Here is a 24682-nt window from a genome sequence, read left to right as displayed (position 1 = left end):
AGGTAATAGTAGTGTTGATATGAACCGCCGCGATCTCCTCAAGTCCGGCCTTGCCGCCGGTGCCGCCATGGCCGTTCCCGGTCTGCCCGCGAAACTCGCCGCCCAGCCGCGCGCTGGCAGCCAGCGCGACCGCGCCCTGTTCGACATCGCCAAGCGCGAGCTTGACCGTGCAGGCGATGCGATCTGGCGGCGCGACATCGTCGGGATTGCCGATTTCGGCGTTCACTCGGCCAAGCCGCGCTTCTACTTCGTCAACCTCGACCGCGAAGACGTGAGCGCAGCCCATTGCAGCCACGGCGCGGGCTCCGATCCTGAACATGATGGCTGGCTCAACACTTACTCCAACGTCGAAGGTTCCAACGCGACGAGCAAGGGCGCCTACGTGACTTGGGAGTGGTATCAGGGCCGCTATGGCACTTCGGTGAGGCTCGGCGGGCTCGACGAGACGAACGATGCCGCGCTGCGCCGGTATATCGTCATGCACCGCGCCGCCTATGCCGAACCTTCGCATGTCGATCGCTGGGGCCGTCTTGGCCGTTCGAACGGCTGCTTCGCCTTTGGCCAGGACGACTTCCGCTACGCGCTGATGAACCTGTCGGGCGGACGCCTGCTCTACGCTGACAGCCTGGGACTTCAGGAAGACGGCGCGATGCTGTCGCGCGAGCAGCAGCTTGCCGTGTTGCAGCCTGCCAAGCCGAATCTGACCCAGCGGTACAATCCGGGTGTTTACTAGCCTCGGCGAGGAACCACTCTACCGCCTCGCCTATGCGCTCTGGCTTGCGATGGTCGCAGGCGCGGGAATTGGCGGCGGCGTCCTGACGCTGACGCTCCTTTCTCAAGGCAACATGCCGGGTCTGCTCGAGAACTGGTGGATGGTGCCACTGGCTCCGGTCATGTTCGGCTGGATCAGCCTGATCTACGTGATCCCTTGCGCAGTCGCTTTCGGCATCCCGAGCGCGCTCCTCATCATGCGCTTGAAGCCCGGCAGCCTTCTCTCGCTGGCTGTGAGCCTAGGGTTTGCCACCGCGGTGCAGATCGCCTGCATCGCGCTGTTCATGTGGGACGAGTACTCGCAAGCGTCAGACTACGCTTTCACGACGCCCTTTGTGTGGGGCGCGGCGCTGGGACTGTGGTGGGCGCTCAGGCCTCGCCGCGCGGATCGTTCTCAATCACGATAACTTCGTCATCGCTCTCGCCCGAACGGTTCGCTTCGCGCGGCTTGTCGAGGCTGGCGAGGACCGGCGCATCGCGTCCATAGATATCGTCAAAGGTGCGAAGCTCGCCCTCGATATCGACGCCCATGGTGAAATAGGTGATGTAAGCAGGAAGCTGCTTCTCGATCATCACCTTGGTGTACTTGCCCGAGGTCGCGATTTCGACCGCCTCGTCGCGGGTAGCGCCCTTGCCGAGGATCGCCATGGTGATTGCCAGTTCAAGCGCGCGCTCTGTCCGGATGCAGCCATGTGACAACGCGCGGTTGGCGTTCGCGAAAAGGTGCCGTGAGGGGGTGTCGTGGAAGAAAATCGCATGCGGGTTCGGCATTTCGAGCTTCATCCGGCCCAGCGAGTTGCCCGGACCCGGCTGCTGCACAACCGTGATCCAGCCATTGCTGCCGCGCGTAGCGGTGTAGCCGTTGGCGCGCGCCCAGCCCGGATTGCCGAGCACGCGTTCGCCAAGCCCTTCGCCCTTCACGATCGATTGCGGCACGGTCCAGGTCGGGTTGAACACCACACCCTCCACCATCTCGGCAAGCTGCGGGGTAGCGGTGCGACCCGGCTTGCCGACGACGGTGCGGTATGTGCTGATGATGCGGTCGCGCACGGTCAGGCGCAGCTGATACTCGGGCACGTTGGTGATGAGATATTGCGTGCCAAGATCGCGCGCGAGCCAGCGCCAGCGATCCATGTTGGCGCGGATCAGCTTGCGCTTGTCGGCCTCTTCCGCCGGCGTCACCGCCAGCTCTTCGCGAAGGCGAGCATAGTCGGGGTGCGTAGGGTTCAGCTCTGCAAGAACGCCCGCGACATCGCCCGTTTCGAGAGCCTTGGTCAGCAGATCGCCGGTGCGATAAGTGTCGCGGTCGGGATCGACGACGAACCACTGCACACGCGCCGACATCGGAGTGCGGCCATCGCGCAGGTCCTCAACCAGCCAGACGAAGCTCTTCGAAGCCGTCGCATCGAGCACTTCGGAGCGACCTTGTGCGGCGAGCGTCTTGAGCTCGGTCAGGTTGTAGTCGGCAGGATCGAGACCTTCGGCTTCGATCCCTTCGATCACACTGATCAGAGCGTCGACATTGCTTACTTCCCATTCCTGAACCAGCGGTCCGGGAGGTGCAAGGTCGCCCTGCACCAGCGGCTCGGAAACCATGCGCGGAAAGGCTTCGTCGAAGCTCGCATCGGCGGGGGTTTCGGGCTGAGAAGGCGCTTCCTCAATCGGCGCAGTTTCGTCTTGCGCGAGCGCTCCGCTCGCCAGAAGTGCCGCACCCGCGACACCGGTTGCCAAGCTGCTCACCCAATTACGCATGTGTATCATCCCTTTGCGCAAAGCCGCCTCACGACCGGGCGGCAATGCGTCTCGAAGCCAAATATACTCCGGTTTCACAGGCGCTATCAAGCAAATCAGCTTGCCCTCACCTTAATCGGTGCACAGCCATTGAGCGTCAGACGCGTGACGCAGCCGCGCACTGGCCGTAAAGCGAGCCCACGATGAGCGAGCCTTCCCCCCTCTCCCGGCTGATACCCTTCGCTGTCGCGGCCCTGGGCGTGGGGTGCCTTTCGACAATGGACGCTTTCATGAAGGAAGCCGCGCTCACGACCGGAACCTACACCGCGACTATTCTGCGCTCGCTCATCGGGGCAGCGATCATCGCGCCGTTCTGGCTGTGGCAGCGCACGGGCTGGCCGAAATGGGCAACGCTCAAACTGCATATCGAGCGCGGCATCATCTCGGCCTTCATGGCGCTGACCTTCTTCTATGCCCTGACCAAGCTTCCGCTCGCCGAATCCATTGCAATCAGCTTCATCGCCCCTCTTATCGCGCTCTATCTTGCGCGCATTTTGCTGGGCGAAGTGATCCAGCCCAAGGCGATCTTCGCAAGCCTGCTCGGCTTCGCAGGAACGATCGTCATCATCAGCGGAAAGATCGGGCAGGACAGTTTCGACAATGACGCAGCGCTTGGCCTCGCCTCGCTGCTCGTATCGGCCCTGCTCTACTCTTACAACTTCATCGTTATTCGCAGACAGTCGCAGATGGCCGGGCCGGTAGAGATTGCGACATTCCATAGCGGGGTCGGCGGAGCTGTCCTGCTGCTGGGCACCCCCTTCCTCGCAACGCCGGTAGCAACCGAAGCGATCCTCCCGCTGGTTCTTGCCGGAGTTCTCACCGTTTGCGGGGCCATGGCATTTGCTTGGGCCTATGCTCGCGCCGAAGCGCAAGCGCTGGTTCCTATCGAATATTCAGGCTTTTTGTGGGCGAGCGTTCTTGGCTGGGTCTTTTTCCGTGAGGCGGTCACGATCCCGACCTTGGCAGGTACGGCGCTTATTGTGACCGGGTGCTGGCTGGCGACGCGAAAGGGCCGCGAGAGGCAGCCTGAACCGGCCTGAGCGCGCAAGTGGGCCAAATCGACTAGCAAAAGGTCGCAAATCGGGCGCTTTGACTTGACCTAGCCCCTTCTCTCTAGCACTTGCAGCGACAGATTTTCCGCCCGCAAGTGGGATCACATTGGCGGGCCCCTACAAAGGATCGATAACCCCATGACAGCCACCGGCAAGGACACCCTTTCGACGCGTTCCACTCTCGACGTGAATGGCAAGAGCTACGCTTACTACTCACTCTCCAAAGCTGCCGAGCAGCTTGGCGATGTGTCGAAGCTCCCGACCTCGATGAAAGTCCTGCTGGAAAACCTCCTTCGCTTTGAAGACGAAGGCTTCACCGTGGGCCGCGATCACATCCAGGCGATCGTCGACTGGCAGAACGATCCCAAGACCGGCAGCGAAATCCAGTACCGCCCGGCGCGCGTTCTGCTCCAGGACTTCACCGGTGTCCCTTGCGTTGTCGACCTTGCCGCCATGCGCGATGCGATCAAGGAACTCGGTGGCGACACCCAGAAGATCAATCCGCAGGTTCCCGTGAACCTCGTCATCGACCACTCGGTTATGGTCGACGAGTTCGGCCACCCCAAGGCGATGGAAGCCAACATGGCGCTCGAATATGAGCGCAATGCGGAGCGCTATGACTTCCTCAAGTGGGGCTCGAAGAGCTTCGAGAACTTCTCCGCTGTCCCTCCGGGCACCGGCATCTGCCACCAGGTCAACCTCGAGCACATCGCCAAGGGCATCTGGTCGAGCGCTGACGAGAACGGCGAAATGGTCGCCTATCCCGATACCTGCGTCGGAACCGACAGCCACACAACGATGATCAACGGCCTTGGCGTTCTGGGCTGGGGCGTCGGGGGGATCGAAGCCGAGGCTGCGATGCTCGGTCAGCCAATCTCGATGCTGATTCCCGAAGTCGTCGGCTTCAAGCTGACCGGCAAGATGGCCGAAGGCGTGACCGCAACCGACCTTGTGCTCACCTGCGTGCAGATGCTGCGCGAAGTGGGCGTGGTTGGCCGCTTTGTCGAATTCTACGGCGAAGGCGTTGCTAACCTCACCCTCGCCGACCGCGCAACCATCGCCAACATGGCGCCCGAATACGGCGCGACCTGCGGCTTCTTCGGCATCGATGACAAGACCATCGAGTACCTGCGCCTCACCGGCCGCGGCGAAGAAGAGATCGCTCTGGTCGAAGCCTATTCCAAGGAACAGGGTATGTGGTTCGATCCGGCCAATGAGCCGGTCTTCACCAAGACCCTTGAACTCGACGTCTCCTCGGTCGTCCCGAGCCTTGCCGGACCCAAGCGTCCGCAGGACCGCGTGATCCTTCCCGAGGTGGATGAGCTGTTCAACGGCGACCTCAAGACGGTCTATGGCAAGGATGCGCCACACCGTACCGGCGTCGATGGCAAGGACCACGACATTGGCGACGGCGACGTCGTGATCGCCGCCATCACCAGCTGCACCAACACATCGAACCCCGACGTGCTGATTGCTGCCGGTCTCGTCGCCAAGAAGGCGAATGAGCGCGGTATGAAGCCCAAGCCCTGGGTCAAGACCTCGCTCGCACCGGGATCGCAGGTTGTGACCGATTACCTCGAGAAGTCGGGCCTGCAGGACGATCTCAACGCGATCGGCTTTGACCTTGTCGGCTATGGCTGCACCACCTGCATCGGTAACTCGGGCCCGCTCGCCCCGCCGATCAGCGCGGCGATCAACGGCAACGACATCGTCGCGGCCTCGGTCCTTTCGGGCAATCGCAACTTCGAAGGCCGCGTGTCGCCTGACGTGCGCGCCAACTTCCTCGCATCGCCGCCGCTGGTGGTCGCATACGCGCTCAAGGGCACCGTCACCGAGGACATCACCACCACGCCGCTCGGTCAGGATCAGGACGGCAATGACGTCATGCTCGCCGACCTGTGGCCGACCAATGCCGAGATCGCGGAGCACCGCGCTGCCAACATCGATCGCTCGATGTTCGAAAGCCGCTACGCCAATGTCTATGACGGCGACGAGCACTGGCAAGCGATCACGGTCGAGCCTTCCGACACCTATCAGTGGCGCGCAGGTTCGACTTATGTCGCCAACCCGCCCTACTTCGAGGGCATGGATATGACGCCGGCTCCGATCACCGACATTGTGGATGCAAAGCCGCTCGCGATCCTCGGCGACAGCGTCACCACCGACCACATCTCGCCTGCTGGCGCGATCAAGGAGGACTCGCCCGCCGGTGAGTATCTCAAGTCGAACCAGGTGCAGAAGAAGGACTTCAACTCCTACGGCTCGCGCCGCGGCAATCACGACGTGATGATGCGCGGTACCTTTGCCAACATCCGCATCAAGAACGAGATGGTCCCGGGCGTCGAAGGCGGCGTGACCACCTATAACGGCGAGCAGATGCCGATTTACGACGCCGCGATGAAGCACAAGGCGGACGGCACGCAGCTGATCGTCGTCGGCGGCAAGGAATACGGCACCGGCTCCTCGCGCGACTGGGCGGCGAAGGGCACGATCCTTCTGGGTGTGCGCGCGGTCATCGTCGAAAGTTTTGAGCGAATTCACCGCTCGAACCTCGTCGGCATGGGCGTCCTGCCGCTGCAGTTCGAAGAAGGCACCACGCGCGAGACGCTCGAGCTCGATTCAGACTGCACCTTCTCGATCAAGGGCCTTGCCGACCTCACGCCGGGCCAGACAATCGAGATCGAAGCCACTCGCGGCGATGGCACGACCTTCACCTTCAATGCGCTTTGCCGTATCGATACGGCGAACGAGATGGAGTATTATCGCAACGGGGGCATCCTCCACTACGTGCTGCGCAAGCTCGCCGCCTAAGGAACAACCATGATCGAACCGCGCCTTGTCCTGTCCTCGCTAACAGTTCTCGCCCTCGCGGCCTGCGCGCCGAGCAAGGACAAGGACGAAGGGCGCGATTCGAGCCCGCCTTTTGGCTATGAACTCGCGATGGCGAAGGAAGCCATTCCCGCCACGGCCGAAGAGACGAGCGTCGTCGACCTTTCGGTCGAGGAGCTTCTGGCAAAGCTCGACGGTGGCGAGATCCGCCTGATCGACGTGCGAACCTCGGAAGAGGTCGCTCAAGGCGTCATTCCCGGCGCTGAGCATGTTGCTCTCGGCGATTTCGACCCGGCAAGCCTCGACCTTGGGGATAGCCGCGAAGTGGTGCTCTATTGCCGCTCGGGACGACGTTCGGGCATCGCAGGCGAGAAGCTGGCCGCTCACACCGGCAAACCCGCGGCGCATCTGGGTGGAGGCATCCTTGCGTGGCAAGAAGCGGGCGAGGCGGTCGAAACGCCTTAGTCGCGCGGGCTCACCAATCGGACAGCAAAAGGGCGGCAATCCCGTGGGGGGGTGCCGCCCTTAGTCTTTCCAGGTCAGCTTTGAGCGCGCGAGTTACCGACCTTGAACTTCTTGCGTCCCAGGATCGCTGCCGCGGCAAGGCCGAACAGGATCATCATCGGCGGTGCAGGCACTTCGGTGCCACCGCTGCTCGACGAGGACGACGAGCTGGAGCTGGAGCTCGACGACGAACTGCTGCTGCTTCCGCCGAAGCTCGAGGTGCTGCCACCCGAACTGCCGCTCGACGAAGAACCTGACGAGCTGGACGAAGACGAACCACCGAAGCTTGACGTGCTGCCGCCAGAGGAGCTGGAGCTGCCCGAGCTCGAACCCGACGACGAAGAGCTGGACGAGCCGCCATTGCTGCCGCCCGACGAGCCGCCCGACGAGGACGAGCTGCTGGAGGACGACGAGGAACTCGAAGAACTGCTCGACGAACCCGATCCACCCGACGAACCGCCGGTCGTGGTGCCAGGGTGACCGCTCGACCCGCCGGTGCTGGTCATGCCGCCCGAGCTACCGCCCGACGAAGACGAAGAGGAGGAACTGCTGGAGGACGAGGACGAGCTCGTGGAGCTGGTCATGTTCCCTGAGCTACCGCCGCTGGTTGCTCCGCCCGAGGACGAGCTCGAAGACGAGGAACTCGACGACGAGGATGAGCTCGACGAACTGCCGCTGCCACCGTTGCTGCCGCCGCTGGTCATGCCACCCGAGCTGCCGCCTGAGGAAGACGACGAGCTTGAAGAGCTGCTCGACGATGAGGACGAGGACGAACCGGAGCCGCCCGACGAACCGCCGCTACCGCCTGAAGAGGACGATGAGGAACCGGACGAGGACGAACCCGAAGAGCTCGACGAGCCCGAACCACCGGACGAGCCCCCGCTCGATCCGTTATTGCCGCCCGAGGACGAAGACGATGAGGAGGACGAAGAGCTGCTCGATGAGGAACTGCTCGACGACGAACTCGACGACACGTTGCCAGACGAGCTGCTGACGTTGCCCGAGGAACTCGAAACGTTGCCTGAGGAGCTGGAGACGTTCCCGGACGAACTCGAGACATTGCCCGAGGAGCTTGAGACGTTACCCGACGAGGTCGAGACTGCGCCGGTCGAGCTCGATACTCCGCCAGTCGAAGTCGAAACACCGCCGGTGGAGGTCGACACGCCGCCGGTGCTCGAAGACACTGCGCCGGTCGACGAACTGATCGAGCCGGTCGAAGAGGTCGACGTCACGCTGCCCGACGTGGTGGTCGAGGAGATCGTGCCCGAGGATGTCGAGGCATCGACGTCGATGTCGATATTGATGTCACCCGAAGAGCCGCCGCTGCCACCGCTCGAGGTGGAGCTGGAGCCGCCGCTCGTCGAGGAGCTGAAGCTGCCGCCGCTGGTGGTCGAGCTGAAATCGCCGCCCGAAGTGGTGGTCGTGGTCGAGACGCCGAGATCGCCCGATGACGAACCGCCGCCACCAAAGAAGCCGCCAATGAAGCCGCCCCCGAAACCGCCGCCAAAGCCTCCACCGAAGCCGCCGAAGACCGGACCGCCAAAGCCGCCGCCGCCACCGGTGATGGGCGGAAGCGGGGGAAGCGGAGCGGGTGCATAGGCGACCTGCGCAATCGGCGGGCATTCAGCCGCGTCGATGTAGGCGCTTGTGGCGCCTGCGGGCAGCCCCGCGTCGTTGTAAGCAACAGCGCCAGCACCGGCTGCGCCGAAGCCGCCGGGAATCGGCTGGCATTCGATCGTGCGCTCAACGATGCGGCGACGACGATCAGGCTCGGGAAGCGGCGGAAGCTCGCGAACGCGCGACTGATCCTTGACGTAGATTGGTTCAGGCTGGCCCTTCACCGCGATTGGCTGCGCTTCGACCAGCTTGCCGTCGGCGTCGGTCGTGAAGCGCGGCTGATCGGTGTTCATCGGCTCCGCGACGCGCACTGCCCCGCCCTGCAGAAGGGCGATGCCTGCAGCGGTCGCTGCGAGTTTCGCTGTTGCCAGTTTGATCGACATAGAACCGAACCTTGTTTGCCTGCCCTGGCTGGATGCGGCCCACCCGCACCTTCACCAAATCCAATACTGTCATGGGATCGGAGTCCGGATCACGGCAATGCGGTTAACCATGTTTGGTGCTTGTTAGCGGCGCCGGAACGCCGGAATCGGGCGCTTTTCGGGGGTGCTGTCCCGTTTTGACACCGAAAACGGCGGCTGTGTTAGTCGTTCTCGTCGAACATCGAGGGCTGAGCGCCGCCACGCGACACCGGTTTTGCGACTCCGAGATGCTCCCAGCCGGCATCGTTAAGCATGCGCCCGCGTTCGGTTCGGGCGATCAGGCCAAGCTGGATGAGGTAGGGCTCGATCACCTCCTCGACCGTGTCGCGCTGTTCGGACAGGCCCGCCGATATCGCCGCGACCCCGACCGGCCCGCCCTTGTAGGTCTCCGCGATCATGGTGAGGTAGCGGCGGTCCATCGCGTCGAGGCCAAGCCGGTCGATCTCGAGCCGGGTGAGCGCATCGTCCGCCATCGCGCGGGTCACGGTGACCTGGCCTGCGACCTGCGCGAAGTCACGCACGCGCCGCAGCAGGCGGCCCGCCACACGCGGCGTCCCGCGCGAGCGCCGCGCGATCTCGCGCGCGCCCGACGCTTCGATGTCGAGGCCGAGCAGTCGCGCGCCGCGCGTTACCACCTGGTCGAGCTCGTCATGGGTGTAGAATTGCAGGCGCACCGGAATACCGAACCGGTCACGCAAGGGGGTCGTCAGCAGCCCCTGACGCGTCGTCGCCCCGACCAGAGTGAAGGGCGGCAGATCGATCCGCACGCTCCTTGCCGATGGCCCTTCGCCGATGATGATGTCGAGCGCGCGGTCCTCCATCGCGGGGTAGAGGACTTCCTCGACCACCGGATTGAGGCGGTGGATCTCGTCGATGAAGAGCACGTCGTGCGGCTCGAGGTTGGTGAGCAACGCAGCCAGATCGCCCGCCTTGGCGATCACCGGTCCGGACGTTGCCCGAAACCCCACGCCAAGCTCACCCGCGACGATCTGCGCCAGCGTCGTCTTGCCGAGGCCCGGAGGCCCGTGGAACAGCGTGTGATCCATCGCTTCCCCGCGCGCCCTGGCCGAATCGATGAAGACGCGCAGATTGTCCTTGGCCGCCTCCTGACCGATGAACTCCGCAAGCCGCTTTGGCCGCAGAGCCGTGTCCGGGTCGCCGGGCTGGTTCTCGCCGGAGTGGATAGGAGGGTCGAGATCGCTCAAAACGGGTTCACCGAATAGCCCTGCTGCTGGAGCAGCGCGTGGGCGGTCATGGCGGAGAGCTGCATCTCGACGCCCTCGATCAGCTCGTCAGGATTGACGCCGCGAGCTGCCGCGCTCTGGCCGCACAGGATGAAGCGAATGCCGCGATCGAGCATGGCGCGGATCATCGGCTCGGAGGTGTTGCCCTCGCCGCTGACCAAGTCGCCTGCCGCTCGGCCATGGACTACCACCACGAGCTTGATGCGGTCCTCAGGCACTCCGGCTGCGACGTGCATGTTCATGAAGCGGGCAGCACTCTCGAACCCGCGATTACGCGCGCCGTCCTCGGCAGCGGTGGCGACGTCGAAGGCGATCTCGAAGCGCGAGAAGCTGGGGATCGGTTCAGCCTCTGGGACAGGCGCGTGCGGGCCGAACTCCTCGAACACGGGGCCGGTTGCGAAACCCTCTCGGCTCGCCTGTTGGGCAGAGAGGGGACTTGCGATGAGCGTTGCAAGAGCAAGGGCGAGAGCGTGTTTCATGATGCAGCCTTCTTGAGAGCAACGCGGATGAGGTCGCCTTCGGGCGCATCCTCGCCCAGTTCGGCGGTAGCGCGGGCGACGGCTTGTGCGGCCACGGCGGGTTTGAAGCCAAGGTTCTCGAGCGCGCTCACCGCATCGGCGCTGGCCGAGCCTGCGGGGGCTGCGGCGCCCACGGGCACTCCCGCCATTCCGCCGCCGGGCAGCGCGCCGGCCTTGTCTTTAAGCTCGTTGACGATCCGCCCGGCCAGCTTCGGCCCCACACCGTTCGCTCGCGCCACGCTGGCCGCGTCTCCCGCGGCGCAGGCATCACGCAATTCGCCGGTCGACAGCGCCGAGAGGATTGCGAGGCCAACCTTCGACCCCACGCCCTGAACCTGTGTCAGCAGGCGGAACCAGTCGCGCTCGGCGCTTTCCGCAAAGCCAAGGAGGCGCATGTCGTTCTCGCTCACTTGAAGGTCGGTGTGGACGGTGCACGCCTCGCCCTTTTCGCCCAGCGCACTGAGCGTGCGGGCCGAGCAATGGACGAGGTAACCCACGCCTTGCACATCGACGATCGCCCAATCCTCGCCGATCTCGTCGAGGCGTCCTGATAGCTTTGCAATCATGGTTTGTTCTTGGCCCAAGGCGCATCGCAACGCCACCCCCGCGCCGCGCTTATCGCCAGCAGAGGGTGGAACGCGCATCGGTATGGTTTGGAAAAGTTGCTCAGTCTCTCAAGCCTCTGTTTCGAGGTGATAATTCGCAAAATCCGCTGTAGGATGTGTGACTTTCCGATTTTTGCCAGCATTTCGCGCATCGCAAAGGCTCCATCCGTTCATCATGATCGCACACCATATCGTCGCGCCTGCGTGTAGGAAATCGGCTGAATTCTCGACACCGCCGCCGCTTTCGCTAAAGGCTTGGAGCCATGAGCTTCAACACTTTCGGACGGTCCCTGCGATTCACGACATGGGGGGAAAGCCACGGCCCCGGCCTTGGCGTAGTGCTGGACGGGTGCCCGCCGGGCATTCCGCTGCGCGAGACCGATATCCAGCCCTTCATGGATGCGCGCAAGCCGGGCCAGAACAAGTTCACCACCCAGCGCAAGGAAGCCGATGCGGTGCGCATCCTTTCGGGTGTGTTCACCACATCCGAAGGCGACCAGGTGACGACCGGCACGCCGATCCACCTGATGATCGAGAACACCGACCAGCGTTCGAAGGACTATTCGGAGATCGCGCAGGCCTATCGACCCGGACATGCCGATTACACCTATGACGCAAAATACGGCATCCGCGACTATCGCGGCGGCGGTCGCTCGAGCGCGCGCGAGACCGCTGCTCGTGTGGCGGCAGGCGCGGTCGCTCGGCTCATCATTCCCGAGGTCAAGATCACCGGCTTCGTGTGCGAGCTTGGCGGCGACCGGATCGAGCGCGACGCGATCAACTACGCCATCATCGACCAGAACCCGTTCTTCTGCCCCGACAGCTGGGCCGCGAAACGCTGGGAGGAACTGGTCGATCTTGCCCGTAAGAACGGATCATCGCTTGGCGCAGTGGTCGAGTGCGTGGCCGAGGGCGTGCCGGCAGGCTGGGGCGCGCCGGTCTATGCCAAGCTCGACAGCGAGCTTGCCGCCGCGATGATGAGCATCAACGCGACCAAGGGCGTCGAGATCGGCGACGGCTTCGAAGCAGCGCGCCTCACTGGCGAACAGAACGCCGACCCGATGAGCCCGGGCGAGGACGGGAAGCCGGTCTTCGCAAGCAACCATGCTGGCGGCACGGCGGGCGGTATCTCGACCGGTCAGCCGGTGGTCTGCCGCGTGGCGTTCAAGCCGACCTCCTCGATCCTGACCCCGGTGGACTCGATTACGTCTGACGGAGAAGCCACCAAGGTCCGCACAAAGGGCCGCCACGACCCCTGCGTCGGCATTCGCGGAACGCCCGTGGTCGAGGCGATGATGGCGCTGGTGCTGGCCGACGCAAAGCTGATGCATCGCGCTCAGGTGGGGTAAGCGATAGCGCGGGGAACAACCCGCGCAGGTTGGGTAGACACTAAAGCCCTCAGCGGAACAGGACGCGGTAGGTATACTGCTCCGACAGCCATCTGAGGCCGAACCAGAACGGCGCGATCCAAAGGGCGCATATTGCGGCCTTGATCGCGCGGGCTTCGAAGCTCGTGTCCTTCGCCTCGGCAAATAGCGCGCTAAGCCCGAAATATGCCTGAAGCCACAGCCCTCCGAGCGCGATCAGCGCCAGATAGATGATGGCCATCTGCTGTGTCGGTACGGTTTTCATCTCGGAGCGCATGAGGCCCCGCACCGTCGAGGTCGAATTGCTGATGCACCAGCTCCACCAGCCGATCATAAAAATTGCGCCAACTAGGTGGAGCCACCACTTGGCCGGATCGTTCATGAATTCGAAGCTTGCGGCGATCAGGCCGCCAATCGCAAAAAGGTTGAAGAATGTTGGGCGCATCTCGTCGCGCGCCTCGCGCATGTCCCACGTGACGATGTTGGATTTAGGCAGGTCGAGCCAGAAGCCGGTGCGCACGTTTTCGGGGCGCTCTTCCCACGCTTCGGGACCATCCATCACTTCCTTGCCCCAGATCGGTTTGATCATGTCGCGGTGAGGCATCCATGGCGGGTCGTCGATCTTGGAGACAAACCTCTTTATGTCTTCGAAATCGCGCTTGTGCATGGGCTCTGCGTCCCAGGCGATCTTTCTGCGCTTGTAGCCCTTGGCCGCGATCCGGTTGGCGATGTATTCGACCATCATCGCTTCGTCGCGCTCGTAAACCGGCTCATTGTCCGCAAGCTTCATCAGCTCCCATTCGGGGCAGGCGTGCCAGAATACGTGAAGCGCGGTCGCCATTTCGCACTGCTCCTGGCGGGCGATCCAGTAAAGCGGCGCGATGTCGTCGCTCCAGTTGAAACCGATCGCGAAGCGGTGCCATTCTTCGGGCGAAGCCTGTGCAAGCCAGTCGAGCCGTTCGTCAGCCTGGGCCTGGTAGTCGCCGTTGGCAGGCACGGTGGTTTCCCATGCGCGCCGACGCAATTCTTCCATGCCCAGATTGGCATCCGCAGCAGACATCGCGTTCCCCTTCGCGCAAACGATTGTGCCGCAAGGGTTTTAAACTCATAATTGTTACCTCGCCGCTAACCGCTCGCGCATACGGGGTTCACGAATGCGTCATGACTAATGCGCATGTTGACGCCGGCGTTCTTCACGGCGAAGGACAAGGACACGCAGCGTCCTCTGGCTGCGCGGGAGAGAATTTACACGCCATGGCAAGATCCGACCACGATCAGAACCCCAGTCAGGATCGCATCGACACCGACAATCCGCGCGCCATCGCACGCACCCTTGCCCGTTTTCGCACCCCGCGCGCCAGCCGCAGCGGATGGGAGCTTGCGGTCACCTTCCTCCCCTTTGCCGCGACGTTTGCGGCTATGCTGTTTGCGGTGGAGGCGGGGTATTACATCGCGCTTCTGCTGACGCCGGTCGCTGGGCTGTTCCTGCTGCGGCTGTTCATCATCCAGCACGACTGCGGGCATGAGGCGTTTTTCCGGAAGCGTGGGAGCAACAATTGGGTCGGGCGCGGGATCGGGGTGTTCACGCTGACGCCCTACGATTGCTGGCGCCGCAGCCACGCATTGCACCATGCGAGCACGGGCAATCTCGATGCGCGCGGGTTTGGCGATGTCGATACGCTTACGGTCAACGAATACATGCAGAAGGGGCGGATCGCCCGCGGCTTTTATCGGCTGTATCGACACCCGGTGTTCCTGCTGGGATTTGGGCCCGCCTACCTGTTCCTGCTGCGCCACCGGCTGCCCATTGGGTTGATGAAAGCAGGAGCGATCTATTGGGTGAGCGCCCTTGCGACCAATGCCGTGACCGCCGCGATCCTTGTCGGCCTCGCTTTTGCTTTCGGTATCGCCACCACTGCGCTGGTGTTCGTGCCCGTGCTGGTCACCGCCGCTTCCATCGGAGTGTGGCTGTTCTACGTGCAGCACCAGTTCGAAGAGGCCGCATGGGACAATCGCGAGGACTGGGAGTTTCACGCCTATGCGCTCGCGGGGAGTTCCTATCTCCACCTGCCCGGATGGCTGCACTGGTTCACCGGCAATATCGGTATCCACCACGTGCACCATCTGATGAGCCGGATCCCGTTCTACCGCCTTCCCGACGTGCTGAAGGCCTATCCCGAGCTTGCCGAGGTCAACCGCATAACCCTTCGCCAAACGCCGCGTTTGTTCCTGCTCACGCTATGGGACGAAGAGCGACGGCGGCTCGTGAGTTTCCGCGAGGCCAAGCGGATCGCGGCGGCGCAATGAAAGAGCGCGGCAGGCCGCTTGGCCCACCGCGCTTCTTTCCCGACTTTGATCTGGCGGATCAGACGTTCATCCAGCCACCATCAGCAACATAGTCGGCTGCGGTGACAAAGCTGGCTTCGTCTGAGGCGAGGAAGACCGCCACTTCTGCAATCTCGACAGGCTTGCCCGCGCGGCCAAGCGGCGCGCCCTGCCCGGCCATGGCTTCGAAGTCGTGATACAGCTCGCTCGGGGCGTTCGAGTTCTCGAAGAAGTTGGTCGGTACGATGCCGGGTGACAGCGTGTTGACCCGGACACCGCGTCCGCCAAGCTCTGCTGCCATCGTGCGAGCGAAGCTGCGAACCGCGGCCTTGCTGGCGAAGTAGAGCGTACCGCCGGGCGCACCCTTTGCGTGGACCGCCGAGCTGGTGATAATGACCGAGCTGTTGCCCGACAGGACCGGGAGGAAGGCTTGCACCGTGAAGAAGGCGCCCTTCACGTTGAGGTCGAACTGGCGGGCGTAGAGCTCTTCGTCGACCTGGTCGATCGGTGCGAACATGCCGTTTCCGGCGTTGGCAAAGAGGATATCGACTTCGCCGAACGTGTCCTTGGCGAAGGTTGCGAGCGCCTGAAGATCGCCGATCGAGGTGGAATCGGCGACGAAGCCGTGCGCGCCTGCGCCCAATTCGGCGAGCGCGGCGTCGATCCCTTTCTGCTTGCGACCGGTGATAATGACCTCAGCCCCTTCCTCAAGATAGCGCTTGGCCGAAGCGAGGCCGAGACCGGTGGTGCCGCCGGTGATGACGGCTTTCTTCCCGGCTAGGCGAGCGTTTGTGTGTGTATCTGACATTGTCCAAACTCCTTTTCTTGACTGATCGGTAAAGTTCAGCTAGGCATCCTTGAACGAGCAGTCAAGAACTAATTTGAACGAAAGGTCAAAAAGTGCGCTCAGCGAGTTTTGACAAAGGTGAGGTCATCGACAGCATCATGCGGGCCTTCTGGGAGCATGGATATGAGGCGACCTCGATCCAGACGCTTGAAGCGGCGACCGGGCTCAAGCGGCAGAGCCTCTACAACGCATTCGGGAACAAGGACGCGATGTTCGAACTCGCCGCCGACCGCTACGATCTGGTGGTGTCGCGCCACCTCCTTGCCGCGCTCGATAACGATGACCCGCGCGCGGCCTTGACCGATTTCTTCGCAGCGCAACTTGCCGTGCTTGAGGACGCAGATCAGCCGGCGGGATGCTTCGTCGCCGGAGGGCAACAGGAACTTGCCAACCGCGCTGACAATGCAATCGGAGAAAAGATGAGCGCGCTCATCGGCGTGCAATACAGCGCGCTGGTTGCCGCGTTTGAGCGCTGGAAGGAACAAGGCGCGCTGACCGATGACGCCGACCCGCAAGCACTCGCGGGAGCGGTGATGGCGCTGGTGCGCGGCCAGTCGGTGCTTGGCCGCTCGCAATCCGCCTCTGACATTATCGCGCGCACCGCCGAGACGCTTCCCGACCTGTTCGAGCGCTACTATGCGCGCTGAAGAGGGGGTGACTGCGCCATGAAGATCGTCCTAACCGGATCATCAGGCCGCATCGGCCGCGCGATCTTCGGCGCACTGGCCCGCGAGCACGAGGTGGTCGGGATCGACCGCAACGTCTTTTCGACCACGCATATCATCGGCGATTGCGCCGACCCCGACGTGATCGCACCCGCGCTCGAAGGGGCAGATGCGGTGATCCACACGGCAGGGCCGCACGCCCCGCATGTGGGTGTGTGGAGCGAGGCCGAGTTCGAGCGCATCAACGTCGAGGGCACGCGCACCCTCTTCAATCTGGCAGCAGCAAGCGGCGTGAAGCGCTTCATCTATACCAGCACAACGGCGCTTTACGGCCACGCCATCGCGCCGGGAGAATGCACGTGGGTGAACGAGACAACCGAGCCGCAACCCAAAAGCATCTACCACCGCACCAAGCTTGCAGCGGAGAAGCTGCTGGAAGAAGCCGCCACCCCGGCCATGCCGGTGCGGGTGATGCGCATGTCGCGCTGTTTCCCCGAGCCTGCGCCCGCGATGGCGCTATACCGCCTGCACCGCGGGGTTGATGCGCGCGATGTCGGGACCGGCCATGCGCTCGCGCTGTCTCACGAGGGCGCCGCATTCGAACGCTTCATCCTGTCCGGCGCGACGCCTTTTACCAAAGAGGATTGCCAAGGCCTCGCCGTGAACGCCCCCGAGGTGATCCGCCAGCGCGCCCCTGCTCTTGCCGAAGCATTCGATCGGCGGGGCTGGGCGCTGCCTCGCACCATCGACCGCGTTTACGATGCAAGCGCCGCACAGCGTGAGTTCGGCTGGCAAGTGCGATGGGGCTGGGAAGACGTGCTTGCGCAATATGACCGCGATAGCATCGAAGTGCTCGCGCCCGATGCCACCTACGCGCGCAAGTCCGAATAGGTCAGTCTGCGCGGGTGTAGGCGTCCTTCATCCAGCCCTTTACCTCGTCGTCGAACTCGCCCGCGCTGGTGAGCCTGACGCGGTGGCTGCACATCGCATCGCCTTTTTCCAGCCGCCCGGCAGGTTCATCGCCCTTGAGAGCCAGCCCTAAATCGACCCGTGTCTTGGTCGCAGGGGTGATCAGCGCAAATTGCTTCTTGCGGCGCAGCGACACGCTCGCTTTCTTGGGCGCGACCTCGACATCGCTGCCAAGGCCTTTGGCAAAGTCCATGATCGCATCGTGGATCGGCTTCAGTTCTGCCTTTGCGCCCGAATATTGCGAGGCGACGAGGTCGACCTCCTCATCGCTGGCAAGCGCCTTGGCTGCGACGAGGTTGGCAAAACCATGCGTCATCGCGTGATCGCTTTTAAGCATGGCTACGATCTTGCCGTGCTTGTCGAGACCTGATTTCGCCACGATGCCGAGCCACTCTTCAAGCGGCTTGCCGGTCTTTTCCGGCATGTTGGCAATCATGCTCGCAGCCATTTCTTCCGGAGTTGCCATCGTCACTCTCCCCCTAGCCTATGCCTGTTCGTGAAAGGGTGTAGCACGCTTTTATCGAGTGTTTCGATGGTTCCCGAATTCGTGATTGAAAATCCCGATCTTCGCAATCGCAACAATCAATTTTTGTGCAGCGCATCAATCCCTATTTGGGCCGGGAACAAATTCCCGACCTCTTCATTTAACTTCCAACTCAACGAGGAAACACACCCATGGGTATCATCGGTTCGACCATCAAACCTTTCACCGCAACGGCCTTCAAGGCTGGCGAAGACTTCTACGACGTTTCGGAGAAGGATCTCGAAGGCAAGTGGTCGGTTTTCTTCTTCTATCCGGCTGACTGGACCTTCGTCTGCCCGACCGAGCTCGAAGATCTCGGCGAAAAGTACGAAATGCTCCAGTCGATGGGCGTCGAAGTTTTCGCGGTTTCGACCGACACGCACTTCAGCCACAAGGCATGGCACGACACCTCGGAAAAGATCGGCAAGCTCAAGTTCCCGTTCCTCGGTGACCAGATGCATGTCCTTTCAAACAACTTCGGCGTGCTGCGTGAAGGCGTCGGCCTTGCCGATCGTGCAACCTTCGTGGTCGACCCCGACGGCGTCATCCAGATCATGGAAATCACCTGCGAAGGCGTCGGCCGCAATGCCAACGAACTGACCCGCAAGATCAAGGCTGCTCAGTATGTTCGCGACAATCCCGGCCAGGTTTGCCCGGCCGCATGGGAAGAAGGAAGCGAAACTCTTGCACCTTCTCTGGATCTAGTTGGCAAGATCTGAGTTTAGATAACACAGATAGGGCGCGCGCGGCTCCTCTCCCCTCCCTCTCTCGCCGCGCCGCCCACCTTTACCCGGCCTTATACCGGGTCGTTTGAAGCCCGGGGCCTGACCCTCCCCCTCCCCCCAAAGTCAGGCTCCGGGCTTTTTTTCTCACATTTCCGCATTCGGCGCGCCTCGCGCCGGAGCCCCACGTTTTCTCAGGCAAAGGTGTACGCCCATGCTCGACGCAAACATGCAAACCCAGCTCAAGCAATATCTCGCCAATCTTCGCGAGCCGATCGAACTCGTCGCATCATTGGACGAAGGCGAGAAGTCCGCGCAGACCCGCGAATTGCTGACCGAGATTGCCGAGTTGCACGAGATGGTCACCGCCTCTTTCGACGGCACGCATGAAAGGAAGCCCAGCTTCATCATCCGCCGTGCATCGGATGCGAACAAGTGGGTGCGGTTTGCCGGCCTTCCGATGGGCCATGAATTTACCTCGCTGGTGCTCGCGCTGCTGTGGGCTGGCGGTCACCCGCCTAAAGTCGACGCCGACCTGATCGAACAGGTCCGTGCGCTCGAAGGCGATTACGAGTTCGAAATGTTCTTCTCGCTCAGCTGCCACAATTGCCCCGACGTGGTGCAGGCTCTGACGCTGATGGCGCTTGAGAACACGCATATCACAGCGACACTCATCGAAGGCGGAACCTTCCAGGATGAAGTCGAAGAACGCGGCGTTCTCGCAGTTCCGGCGACCTTCCTCAACGGTGAGAGCTTTTACAACGGAAAGATGGAGCTCGCAGAGATCCTCTCCAAGCTCGACAGCGGCGCCGACGAGAAGGCGGCCGAAAAGCTTTCGGCCAAGGACCCGTTTGAAGTGCTCATCATCGGTGGCGGGCCCGCAGGTGCGGCATCGGCGATCTATACCGCGCGCAAGGGTTTCCGGACCGGCATCGCGGCAGAACGCTTTGGCGGCCAGTTGCAGGACACGCTCGGCATCGAGAACTTGCCAGGCACCTCCTACACCGAAGGCCCCAAGCTTTCCGACGACCTGAAGAAGCAGGTGGCTGAAAACGAAATCGACATGATGGACCTCGCCCGCGCGACCGAGCTTCGTCCGGCCAAGGAAGCTGGCGGCATGCATGAAGTGACGCTGGCGAATGGCGCGGTGCTGAAGTCGCGCTCCCTCATCCTCTCGACCGGCGCGCGCTGGCGCAATCTTGGCGTTCCGGGCGAAGCCGAATACCGCAACAAGGGCGTTGCCTACTGCCCGCACTGTGACGGCCCGCTGTTCAAGGGCAAGCGCATCGCGGTGATCGGCGGCGGCAATTCGGGTGTCGAAGCAGCCATCGACCTCGCCAAGATCGTCGGTCACGTGACGCTGATCGAATTCGACGCGAAGCTGCGCGCTGACGAAGTGCTCCAGCGAAAGCTGCGCAGCATGGACAACGTCGAGATCATCACGAGCGGCCAGACGACCGAGATCACCGGCGACGGCGCAAGGGTGAACGGCCTCGTCCTCAAAGACCGCGAGAGCGGCAATGAGCGCCGGATCGAACTCGAAGGCGTGTTCGTCCAGATCGGCCTTGTGCCCAACACCGAATGGCTTGCCGACACCGGCCTCGAATTGTCGAAATTCGGCGAGATCATTGTTGACGACCACGGCGCAACCAACCTGCCCGGCATCTATGCCGCAGGCGATGCGACCACGGTGAAGGACAAGCAGATCGTCGTTGCAATGGGCACCGGCGCAACCGCAGGCCTCGGCGCATTCGACTACCTCATCCGCAACGAGCCGGTCGACGAAATCGCACAGGCTGCGTGATTGGCTTTGCGCTCGCCCATCCGGGCGAGCGTCCTCGCTTGACGCCCTCCGCTGCGCTGCGGCCCCGCTGTGGGCGGGCCGTCGCCCTTGCAACACCTTTGGTGTCGATCCAGCTCAAGCTTGCTACCTTGTCGCGCATCCGGTCGAAGACCAACCAAGGCTGCAATCGCAAAATCCAATCAATCTTCGCACTTTAATCGATTGGACTGATCAAAGCCCCTCCATCATCCTCCTGTCATCCCAATCGGATATTCCGAGTCCCCAACAGGGGACCACGCGAGAGGAGAGATTTCATGGACGCGAAGACTGGTGAAATGAGTGGTTGCCCGTTCCACGGCGATGGCGGAACCCGCACGCTGCTGGGCCGGACCAATATGGACTGGTGGCCCGAGACAACTCAGCTCGACCTGCTGACCGAAGAAGGCAAGTCCGCCAACCCCTATGGCGAGGACTTCGACTATGCGAGCGCCTTCAATGCGATCGACTATCAGGCGCTGAAGGATGATCTGACCGCGCTGATGACCGACAGCCAGGATTGGTGGCCGGCTGATTATGGTCATTATGGCCCGTTCTTCATCCGCATGGCCTGGCACGCGGCAGGCACCTACCGAACCGGTGACGGTCGCGGCGGTGCAGGCTCAGGCCAGCAGCGTTTTGCCCCGCTCAACAGCTGGCCGGACAACGGCAATCTCGACAAGGCCCGCCGCCTGCTTTGGCCGATCAAGCAGAAATACGGCAAGGGCATCAGCTGGGCCGACCTCTACATCCTCGCGGGCAATGTCGCGATTGAGAGCATGGGCGGTCCGGTCTTCGGTTTCGGCGGTGGCCGCGCCGACGTGTTCGAGCCCGAAATGGTCTATTGGGGCACCGAAGAGAAATGGGTCGATACCGGCGCAGAAACGCGCATCATCCCCGATGAAGGCAGGGCGCTCGAAAACCCCCTTGCCGCGATCCAGATGGGCCTCATCTACGTCAATCCCGAAGGCCCGGGCGGTAATCCCGACCCACTCGAAAGCGCGCGCGACATGCGTGAAACCTTCGCCCGCATGGCGATGAACGATGAGGAAACCGTCGCTCTCACCGCAGGCGGCCACGCTTTCGGAAAGGCCCACGGCGCTCAGCCCGCAGACACGTTCGGCGAAGCGCCCGAAGGCATGCACTTGGAGCATCAAGGCTTTGGCTGGCTGCATGACGCCGAAGAGATCGGCAAAGGCCACATCACGACCTCAGGGATCGAAGGTTCGTGGTCGAACAACCCGACCTCGTGGAGCCACGACTATTTCCGCCTGCTGTTCAAGTACGACTTTGAACTCACGCACAGCCCGGCTGGTGCGCAGCAGTGGACGCCGATCAACCCTGACCCCGAAGACATGGCTCCCGATGCGCGCGATCCGTCGAAGAAAGTGCCAACCATCATGACCACCGCCGACATGGCGCTGAAGATGGACCCGGAATATCGCAAGATTTCCGAGCGCTTCCACGCGAACCCCGAGCAGCTCGACGACGCCTTTGCCCGTGCATGGTTCAAACTGTGCCACCGCGATATGGGCCCCAAGGTCCGCTATCAGGGTCCTGAAGTCCCCGCAGAAGACCTCATCTGGCAGGACCCTGTTCCCGCTGGCACCGCGCCTTCGGACGCCGATGTCTCGGCCTTCAAGGATGCGATCCTTGGATCGGGCCTGACGGTCAGCGAGCTGGTGAAAGCGGCGTGGGCCTCGGCCTCGACCTATCGCAAGTCCGATCATCGCGGCGGATCGAACGGAGCGCGCGTGCGCCTTGCCCCGCAAAACGGCTGGGCCGCGAACGATCCCGATGAGCTTGCCAAGGTGCTTGCCAAGATCGACGAGCATCGCGGTTCGATGAGCATGGCCGACGCGATCGTGCTTGCCGGGACGGCAGCGGTTGAAAAGGCTGCCAAGGATGCAGGCTTCGACGTCAGCGTGCCCTTCACCGGCGGACGCGGCGATGCGAGCGAAGAGCAGACCGATGCCGAAAGCTTCGAGCCGCTAGAGCCGTTCGCCGATGGCTTCCGCAACTACCTCAAGACCAAGGCCAACGTGAAAACCGAGGACATGCTGATCGACAAGGCGCACCTACTCGGCCTGTCGATCCCCGAAACGACCGTACTGGTCGGCGGGATGCGCGTGCTCGGCGCGAACAGCGGCAACCGCAAGCACGGCGTCTTCACCGACCGCGTCGGACAGCTGACCCCCGACTTCTTCACAAACCTGCTCGACATGGGCACCAAGTGGGCTCCGGTCGATGGTTCGGGTGATGAAGAGTATGTCGGCTCCGATCGCGCATCAGGCGAAGAGAAGTACCGCGCCACGCGCACCGACCTCATCTTCGGCTCCAACTCGCAGCTTCGCGCCCAGGCCGAAGTCTATGCCGAGAGCGGCGCGGAAGAGAAGTTCGTGCACGACTTCGTTGCAGCATGGACCAAGGTCATGAACGCAGGCTGCTTCGACATCTGATCGACCGGTTCGACCAGCCCCCCACCCTGACCGCGATTGCACACTTGGTCAGGGTCGCAAGAGGCCCCCGGCTTTCCTCCCTCAAGGAAAGGAAGACCGGGGGCCTTTCTTGTGTCGGGGCGCAGCGTTATTGCTGGCGCAGCGCACGCCCAGACGGGAGTGGCGGACGGGAGCAGCGAATGCAGCCATTATCAGTCATCGCAGCGGGAGAGGATCGGCGCGATGCGGTCCTCAAGACCATCACGCTCGGCTTTGCGACCGATCCGGTGGCGCGCTGGGTTTGGCCCGACCCTGCGACCTATCTCGAAATCCAGCCGCAATTCGTCGATGCCTTTGGCGGAAATGGCTTTTCGCACGGGACGGTCTACCAGACCCAATGCGGGCGCGCAGCGGCCCTCTGGCTCCCGCCCGAGGTCGAACCTGATGGCGAGCGCATGCAGATGCTCGCGGCGCAGAGCGTTGCGCCTGAACGGATGGAGGAAATCGGCACCTTCATGGCGCAGATGGAGGACTATCATCCCACGGAACCGTGCTGGTATCTGCCGATGATCGCAGCCGATCCCTTTGCAACCGGACACGGCCTCGGTGCGGCGCTGATGAAGCATGCGCTTGCAGTGGTCGATGAAAGCGCAATGCCCGCTTATCTTGAATCCTCGAACCCACGGAACATCTCGCTTTATGAGCGCCACGGTTTCGAAGCGATTGGTGAGATCCAGCATGGTTCTTCGCCGGTGATGACGCCGATGCTGAGGCCAGCGCGCAGCTAGATCCAGCCGGCGGCCTTCAATTCGCTGACCTGCGCGCGGGCAACGGGCGCTTCGATCCCGCTTTCGAGCACCAGGCGCACATTGCGTCCCTCGCGCTTCACGTCTTCGACCGCGAGGCGCGCGACCCACCAGCTGCGGTGCACCTGCCGCCCTTCGACTTGCGAGACATGCACCATCGCATCGCGCAGCCGCATCAGCACAAGCTCAGAGCCGAGCGGCGTGTGGACGCGCACATAGTGGTCCTCCATCTCGAGCGCGATCACGTCGCTGCCGAGTTCTGCGGGCAACTGGTCGAGCAGCGGGTTCTCTGCGCGGCTGACTTCGCTTTGGGCTGACTGCACCTCGGCGCTGCCGTCGACCACGACATCCTCGATCCGATCCTCGGGTTCCGGCGGCGCATCATTGCCGCGCGCGCCGAGCACATTGAAAAGCAGCGTCACCGCCCCGCCGATCACGAACACATAGAAGTACGTGGTCAACGCCTCCTCTAGCGGCGGCATCGTTGGCCAGTCGGGCATGTACTGCACGATATAGACGAGCGCGGTCATCGGCACCGTCGCCACCAGCACTCCGACGAACCACAGGGGCGCAACCGGCAGGTCGAGCGCCTCGTGCGCGCGGTCCACGAAGAAGCCCATCGGCGAATAGATCGCATAACCGGCAAAGGCGAAGGCAAGCCATGAGATGAGCCGCACCGCGAGCGGCTGCTCAATCGAACCGAAGGGACCGATCACGGCAAGGAAGACGCCGATCACCGCCATGATCGCGAGGTCGGACAAAGTCTTGCGCAGGAACAGCCTGCCTTTGCCCATGCCCGTGCCCGTGCCCGTGCCCATCGACTGTTCGCGTGAAGCGTTTCCCATGAG

23 protein-coding genes are annotated in these 24682 nt (G+C 62.8%); 15 read left to right on the top strand and 8 right to left on the bottom strand.

The features are described from left to right. Nucleotides 1-19: 19 nt before the first annotated feature. The gene (locus AC0V6T_RS00625) at nt 20-733 is read left to right on the top strand and encodes a murein L,D-transpeptidase catalytic domain-containing protein (protein WP_486123403.1); all 714 of its coding nucleotides are present in this window, start codon (nt 20-22) and stop codon (nt 731-733) included. Then, nucleotides 723-1178, top strand: coding sequence for a hypothetical protein (locus AC0V6T_RS00620; RefSeq protein WP_486123401.1), 456 nt, complete (start codon nt 723-725; stop codon nt 1176-1178). The genes AC0V6T_RS00625 and AC0V6T_RS00620 overlap by 11 nt, the downstream gene beginning before the upstream one ends. Here AC0V6T_RS00620 and AC0V6T_RS00615 read toward each other — a convergent pair. Further along, a complete protein-coding gene (locus AC0V6T_RS00615) occupies nt 1141-2523 on the bottom strand; it encodes a L,D-transpeptidase family protein (protein ID WP_486123399.1) in 1383 nt (460 codons plus the stop codon). The two genes, AC0V6T_RS00620 and AC0V6T_RS00615, sit on opposite strands and share 38 nt — an antisense overlap. A gap of 182 nt (nt 2524-2705) precedes the next feature. Between AC0V6T_RS00615 and AC0V6T_RS00610 the strand changes: the two genes are divergently transcribed. The 5 genes from AC0V6T_RS00610 (at nt 2706) to AC0V6T_RS00590 (ending at nt 8546) form a co-directional block, all read left to right on the top strand. Then, complete coding sequence (locus AC0V6T_RS00610; RefSeq protein ID WP_486123397.1) at nt 2706-3602, top strand: DMT family transporter; 897 nt, start codon at nt 2706-2708, stop codon at nt 3600-3602. A 150-nt stretch (nt 3603-3752) separates the two neighbouring features. After that, on the top strand, nt 3753-6425 hold the full coding sequence (gene acnA / locus AC0V6T_RS00605; protein ID WP_486123395.1) for an aconitate hydratase AcnA: 2673 nt from the start codon (nt 3753-3755) through the stop codon (nt 6423-6425). Nucleotides 6426-6434: 9 nt separating this feature from the next. Next, nucleotides 6435-6908: a rhodanese-like domain-containing protein gene (locus tag AC0V6T_RS00600; protein ID WP_486123393.1), complete on the top strand. Its 474-nt coding sequence runs from the start codon at nt 6435-6437 to the stop codon at nt 6906-6908. Between the two features lie 102 nt (nt 6909-7010). After that, nucleotides 7011-7427, top strand: a complete 417-nt coding sequence (locus AC0V6T_RS00595; protein WP_486123391.1) for a hypothetical protein — start codon at nt 7011-7013, stop codon at nt 7425-7427. A 24-nt stretch (nt 7428-7451) separates the two neighbouring features. Beyond that, nucleotides 7452-8546, top strand: coding sequence for a hypothetical protein (locus tag AC0V6T_RS00590; protein WP_486123389.1), 1095 nt, complete (start codon nt 7452-7454; stop codon nt 8544-8546). Between the two features lie 601 nt (nt 8547-9147). Here AC0V6T_RS00590 and ruvB read toward each other — a convergent pair. The 3 genes from ruvB to ruvA are packed head-to-tail and all read right to left on the bottom strand — an operon-like array spanning nt 9148 to nt 11314. After that, nucleotides 9148-10191, bottom strand: a complete 1044-nt coding sequence (ruvB, locus tag AC0V6T_RS00585; RefSeq protein WP_007165315.1) for a Holliday junction branch migration DNA helicase RuvB — start codon at nt 10189-10191, stop codon at nt 9148-9150. Beyond that, nucleotides 10188-10709 (bottom strand): DsrE family protein, encoded by a 522-nt coding sequence (locus AC0V6T_RS00580; RefSeq protein WP_486123387.1) that lies wholly within the window; start codon nt 10707-10709, stop codon nt 10188-10190. The genes ruvB and AC0V6T_RS00580 overlap by 4 nt, the downstream gene beginning before the upstream one ends. Continuing rightward, nucleotides 10706-11314 carry a Holliday junction branch migration protein RuvA gene (ruvA, locus tag AC0V6T_RS00575; RefSeq protein ID WP_486123385.1) on the bottom strand — a complete coding sequence of 203 codons (609 nt, stop codon included), beginning with the start codon at nt 11312-11314 and terminating at the stop codon, nt 10706-10708. Before ruvA ends, AC0V6T_RS00580 begins: the two co-directional genes overlap by 4 nt. Nucleotides 11315-11616: 302 nt before the next feature. Here ruvA and aroC point away from each other — a divergent pair, with 302 nt between their 5' ends. After that, nucleotides 11617-12702, top strand: coding sequence for a chorismate synthase (gene aroC / locus AC0V6T_RS00570; protein WP_007165318.1), 1086 nt, complete (start codon nt 11617-11619; stop codon nt 12700-12702). A gap of 49 nt (nt 12703-12751) precedes the next feature. Here the strand turns inward: aroC and AC0V6T_RS00565 are convergent, their stop codons facing one another. Further along, a complete protein-coding gene (locus AC0V6T_RS00565; RefSeq protein WP_486123383.1) occupies nt 12752-13780 on the bottom strand; it encodes a DUF4274 domain-containing protein in 1029 nt (342 codons plus the stop codon). A gap of 194 nt (nt 13781-13974) precedes the next feature. On the opposite strand from AC0V6T_RS00565, the gene AC0V6T_RS00560 reads away from it, so the two are divergent. Then, the gene (locus AC0V6T_RS00560; protein ID WP_486123381.1) at nt 13975-15027 is read left to right on the top strand and encodes a fatty acid desaturase; all 1053 of its coding nucleotides are present in this window, start codon (nt 13975-13977) and stop codon (nt 15025-15027) included. A gap of 58 nt (nt 15028-15085) precedes the next feature. Here AC0V6T_RS00560 and AC0V6T_RS00555 read toward each other — a convergent pair whose 3' ends face one another. Then, complete coding sequence (locus AC0V6T_RS00555) at nt 15086-15853, bottom strand: SDR family oxidoreductase (protein WP_486123379.1); 768 nt, start codon at nt 15851-15853, stop codon at nt 15086-15088. Between the two features lie 92 nt (nt 15854-15945). Here AC0V6T_RS00555 and AC0V6T_RS00550 point away from each other — a divergent pair, with 92 nt between their 5' ends. Further along, nucleotides 15946-16539, top strand: coding sequence for a TetR/AcrR family transcriptional regulator (locus AC0V6T_RS00550; protein WP_486123377.1), 594 nt, complete (start codon nt 15946-15948; stop codon nt 16537-16539). Nucleotides 16540-16557: 18 nt separating this feature from the next. After that, nucleotides 16558-17448 (top strand): NAD-dependent epimerase/dehydratase family protein, encoded by an 891-nt coding sequence (locus AC0V6T_RS00545; RefSeq protein WP_486123375.1) that lies wholly within the window; start codon nt 16558-16560, stop codon nt 17446-17448. A 1-nt stretch (nt 17449) separates the two neighbouring features. Here AC0V6T_RS00545 and AC0V6T_RS00540 read toward each other — a convergent pair whose 3' ends face one another. Further along, nucleotides 17450-17992, bottom strand: coding sequence for a DUF5655 domain-containing protein (locus AC0V6T_RS00540; RefSeq protein WP_486123373.1), 543 nt, complete (start codon nt 17990-17992; stop codon nt 17450-17452). Nucleotides 17993-18201: 209 nt separating this feature from the next. Between AC0V6T_RS00540 and ahpC the strand changes: the two genes are divergently transcribed. The 4 genes from ahpC to AC0V6T_RS00520 all read left to right on the top strand — a co-directional run bounded on the left by ahpC (nt 18202) and on the right by AC0V6T_RS00520 (nt 23816). Continuing rightward, nucleotides 18202-18768 (top strand): alkyl hydroperoxide reductase subunit C, encoded by a 567-nt coding sequence (ahpC, locus tag AC0V6T_RS00535; RefSeq protein WP_486123371.1) that lies wholly within the window; start codon nt 18202-18204, stop codon nt 18766-18768. 217 nt (nt 18769-18985) lie between these two features. Beyond that, nucleotides 18986-20575 carry an alkyl hydroperoxide reductase subunit F gene (gene ahpF, locus AC0V6T_RS00530; RefSeq protein ID WP_486123369.1) on the top strand — a complete coding sequence of 530 codons (1590 nt, stop codon included), beginning with the start codon at nt 18986-18988 and terminating at the stop codon, nt 20573-20575. A gap of 293 nt (nt 20576-20868) precedes the next feature. Then, the gene (katG, locus tag AC0V6T_RS00525) at nt 20869-23049 is read left to right on the top strand and encodes a catalase/peroxidase HPI (RefSeq protein ID WP_486123367.1); all 2181 of its coding nucleotides are present in this window, start codon (nt 20869-20871) and stop codon (nt 23047-23049) included. 179 nt (nt 23050-23228) lie between these two features. Beyond that, nucleotides 23229-23816, top strand: coding sequence for a GNAT family N-acetyltransferase (locus AC0V6T_RS00520; RefSeq protein WP_486123365.1), 588 nt, complete (start codon nt 23229-23231; stop codon nt 23814-23816). Here the strand turns inward: AC0V6T_RS00520 and AC0V6T_RS00515 are convergent. After that, complete coding sequence (locus AC0V6T_RS00515) at nt 23813-24679, bottom strand: LytTR family DNA-binding domain-containing protein (RefSeq protein ID WP_486123363.1); 867 nt, start codon at nt 24677-24679, stop codon at nt 23813-23815. The genes AC0V6T_RS00520 and AC0V6T_RS00515 overlap by 4 nt on opposite strands. Between the last annotated feature and the right edge of the window lie 3 nt (nt 24680-24682).

Source organism: Erythrobacter sp. S158 (assembly GCF_057364915.1).
The sequence above is the reverse complement of the archived record's forward strand: the minus strand, read 5'-3'. Positions and strand labels throughout refer to the sequence as shown.

What these genes read in the sequence shown, in the direction of transcription:
- AC0V6T_RS00625 (WP_486123403.1), top strand. Translation starts at nt 20, where the DNA reads ATGAACCGCCGCGATCTCCTCAAGTCCGGCCTTGCCGCCGGTGCCGCC.
- AC0V6T_RS00615 (WP_486123399.1), bottom strand. Translation starts at nt 2,523, where the DNA reads ATGCGTAATTGGGTGAGCAGCTTGGCAACCGGTGTCGCGGGTGCGGCA.
- AC0V6T_RS00610 (WP_486123397.1), top strand. Translation starts at nt 2,706, where the DNA reads ATGAGCGAGCCTTCCCCCCTCTCCCGGCTGATACCCTTCGCTGTCGCG.
- acnA (WP_486123395.1), top strand. Translation starts at nt 3,753, where the DNA reads ATGACAGCCACCGGCAAGGACACCCTTTCGACGCGTTCCACTCTCGAC.
- AC0V6T_RS00600 (WP_486123393.1), top strand. Translation starts at nt 6,435, where the DNA reads ATGATCGAACCGCGCCTTGTCCTGTCCTCGCTAACAGTTCTCGCCCTC.
- AC0V6T_RS00590 (WP_486123389.1), top strand. Translation starts at nt 7,452, where the DNA reads ATGCCGCCCGAGCTACCGCCCGACGAAGACGAAGAGGAGGAACTGCTG.
- AC0V6T_RS00580 (WP_486123387.1), bottom strand. Translation starts at nt 10,709, where the DNA reads ATGAAACACGCTCTCGCCCTTGCTCTTGCAACGCTCATCGCAAGTCCC.
- ruvA (WP_486123385.1), bottom strand. Translation starts at nt 11,314, where the DNA reads ATGATTGCAAAGCTATCAGGACGCCTCGACGAGATCGGCGAGGATTGG.
- aroC (WP_007165318.1), top strand. Translation starts at nt 11,617, where the DNA reads ATGAGCTTCAACACTTTCGGACGGTCCCTGCGATTCACGACATGGGGG.
- AC0V6T_RS00565 (WP_486123383.1), bottom strand. Translation starts at nt 13,780, where the DNA reads ATGTCTGCTGCGGATGCCAATCTGGGCATGGAAGAATTGCGTCGGCGC.
- AC0V6T_RS00560 (WP_486123381.1), top strand. Translation starts at nt 13,975, where the DNA reads ATGGCAAGATCCGACCACGATCAGAACCCCAGTCAGGATCGCATCGAC.
- AC0V6T_RS00555 (WP_486123379.1), bottom strand. Translation starts at nt 15,853, where the DNA reads ATGTCAGATACACACACAAACGCTCGCCTAGCCGGGAAGAAAGCCGTC.
- AC0V6T_RS00545 (WP_486123375.1), top strand. Translation starts at nt 16,558, where the DNA reads ATGAAGATCGTCCTAACCGGATCATCAGGCCGCATCGGCCGCGCGATC.
- AC0V6T_RS00540 (WP_486123373.1), bottom strand. Translation starts at nt 17,992, where the DNA reads ATGGCAACTCCGGAAGAAATGGCTGCGAGCATGATTGCCAACATGCCG.
- ahpC (WP_486123371.1), top strand. Translation starts at nt 18,202, where the DNA reads ATGGGTATCATCGGTTCGACCATCAAACCTTTCACCGCAACGGCCTTC.
- ahpF (WP_486123369.1), top strand. Translation starts at nt 18,986, where the DNA reads ATGCTCGACGCAAACATGCAAACCCAGCTCAAGCAATATCTCGCCAAT.
- katG (WP_486123367.1), top strand. Translation starts at nt 20,869, where the DNA reads ATGGACGCGAAGACTGGTGAAATGAGTGGTTGCCCGTTCCACGGCGAT.
- AC0V6T_RS00520 (WP_486123365.1), top strand. Translation starts at nt 23,229, where the DNA reads ATGCAGCCATTATCAGTCATCGCAGCGGGAGAGGATCGGCGCGATGCG.
- AC0V6T_RS00515 (WP_486123363.1), bottom strand. Translation starts at nt 24,679, where the DNA reads ATGGGAAACGCTTCACGCGAACAGTCGATGGGCACGGGCACGGGCACG.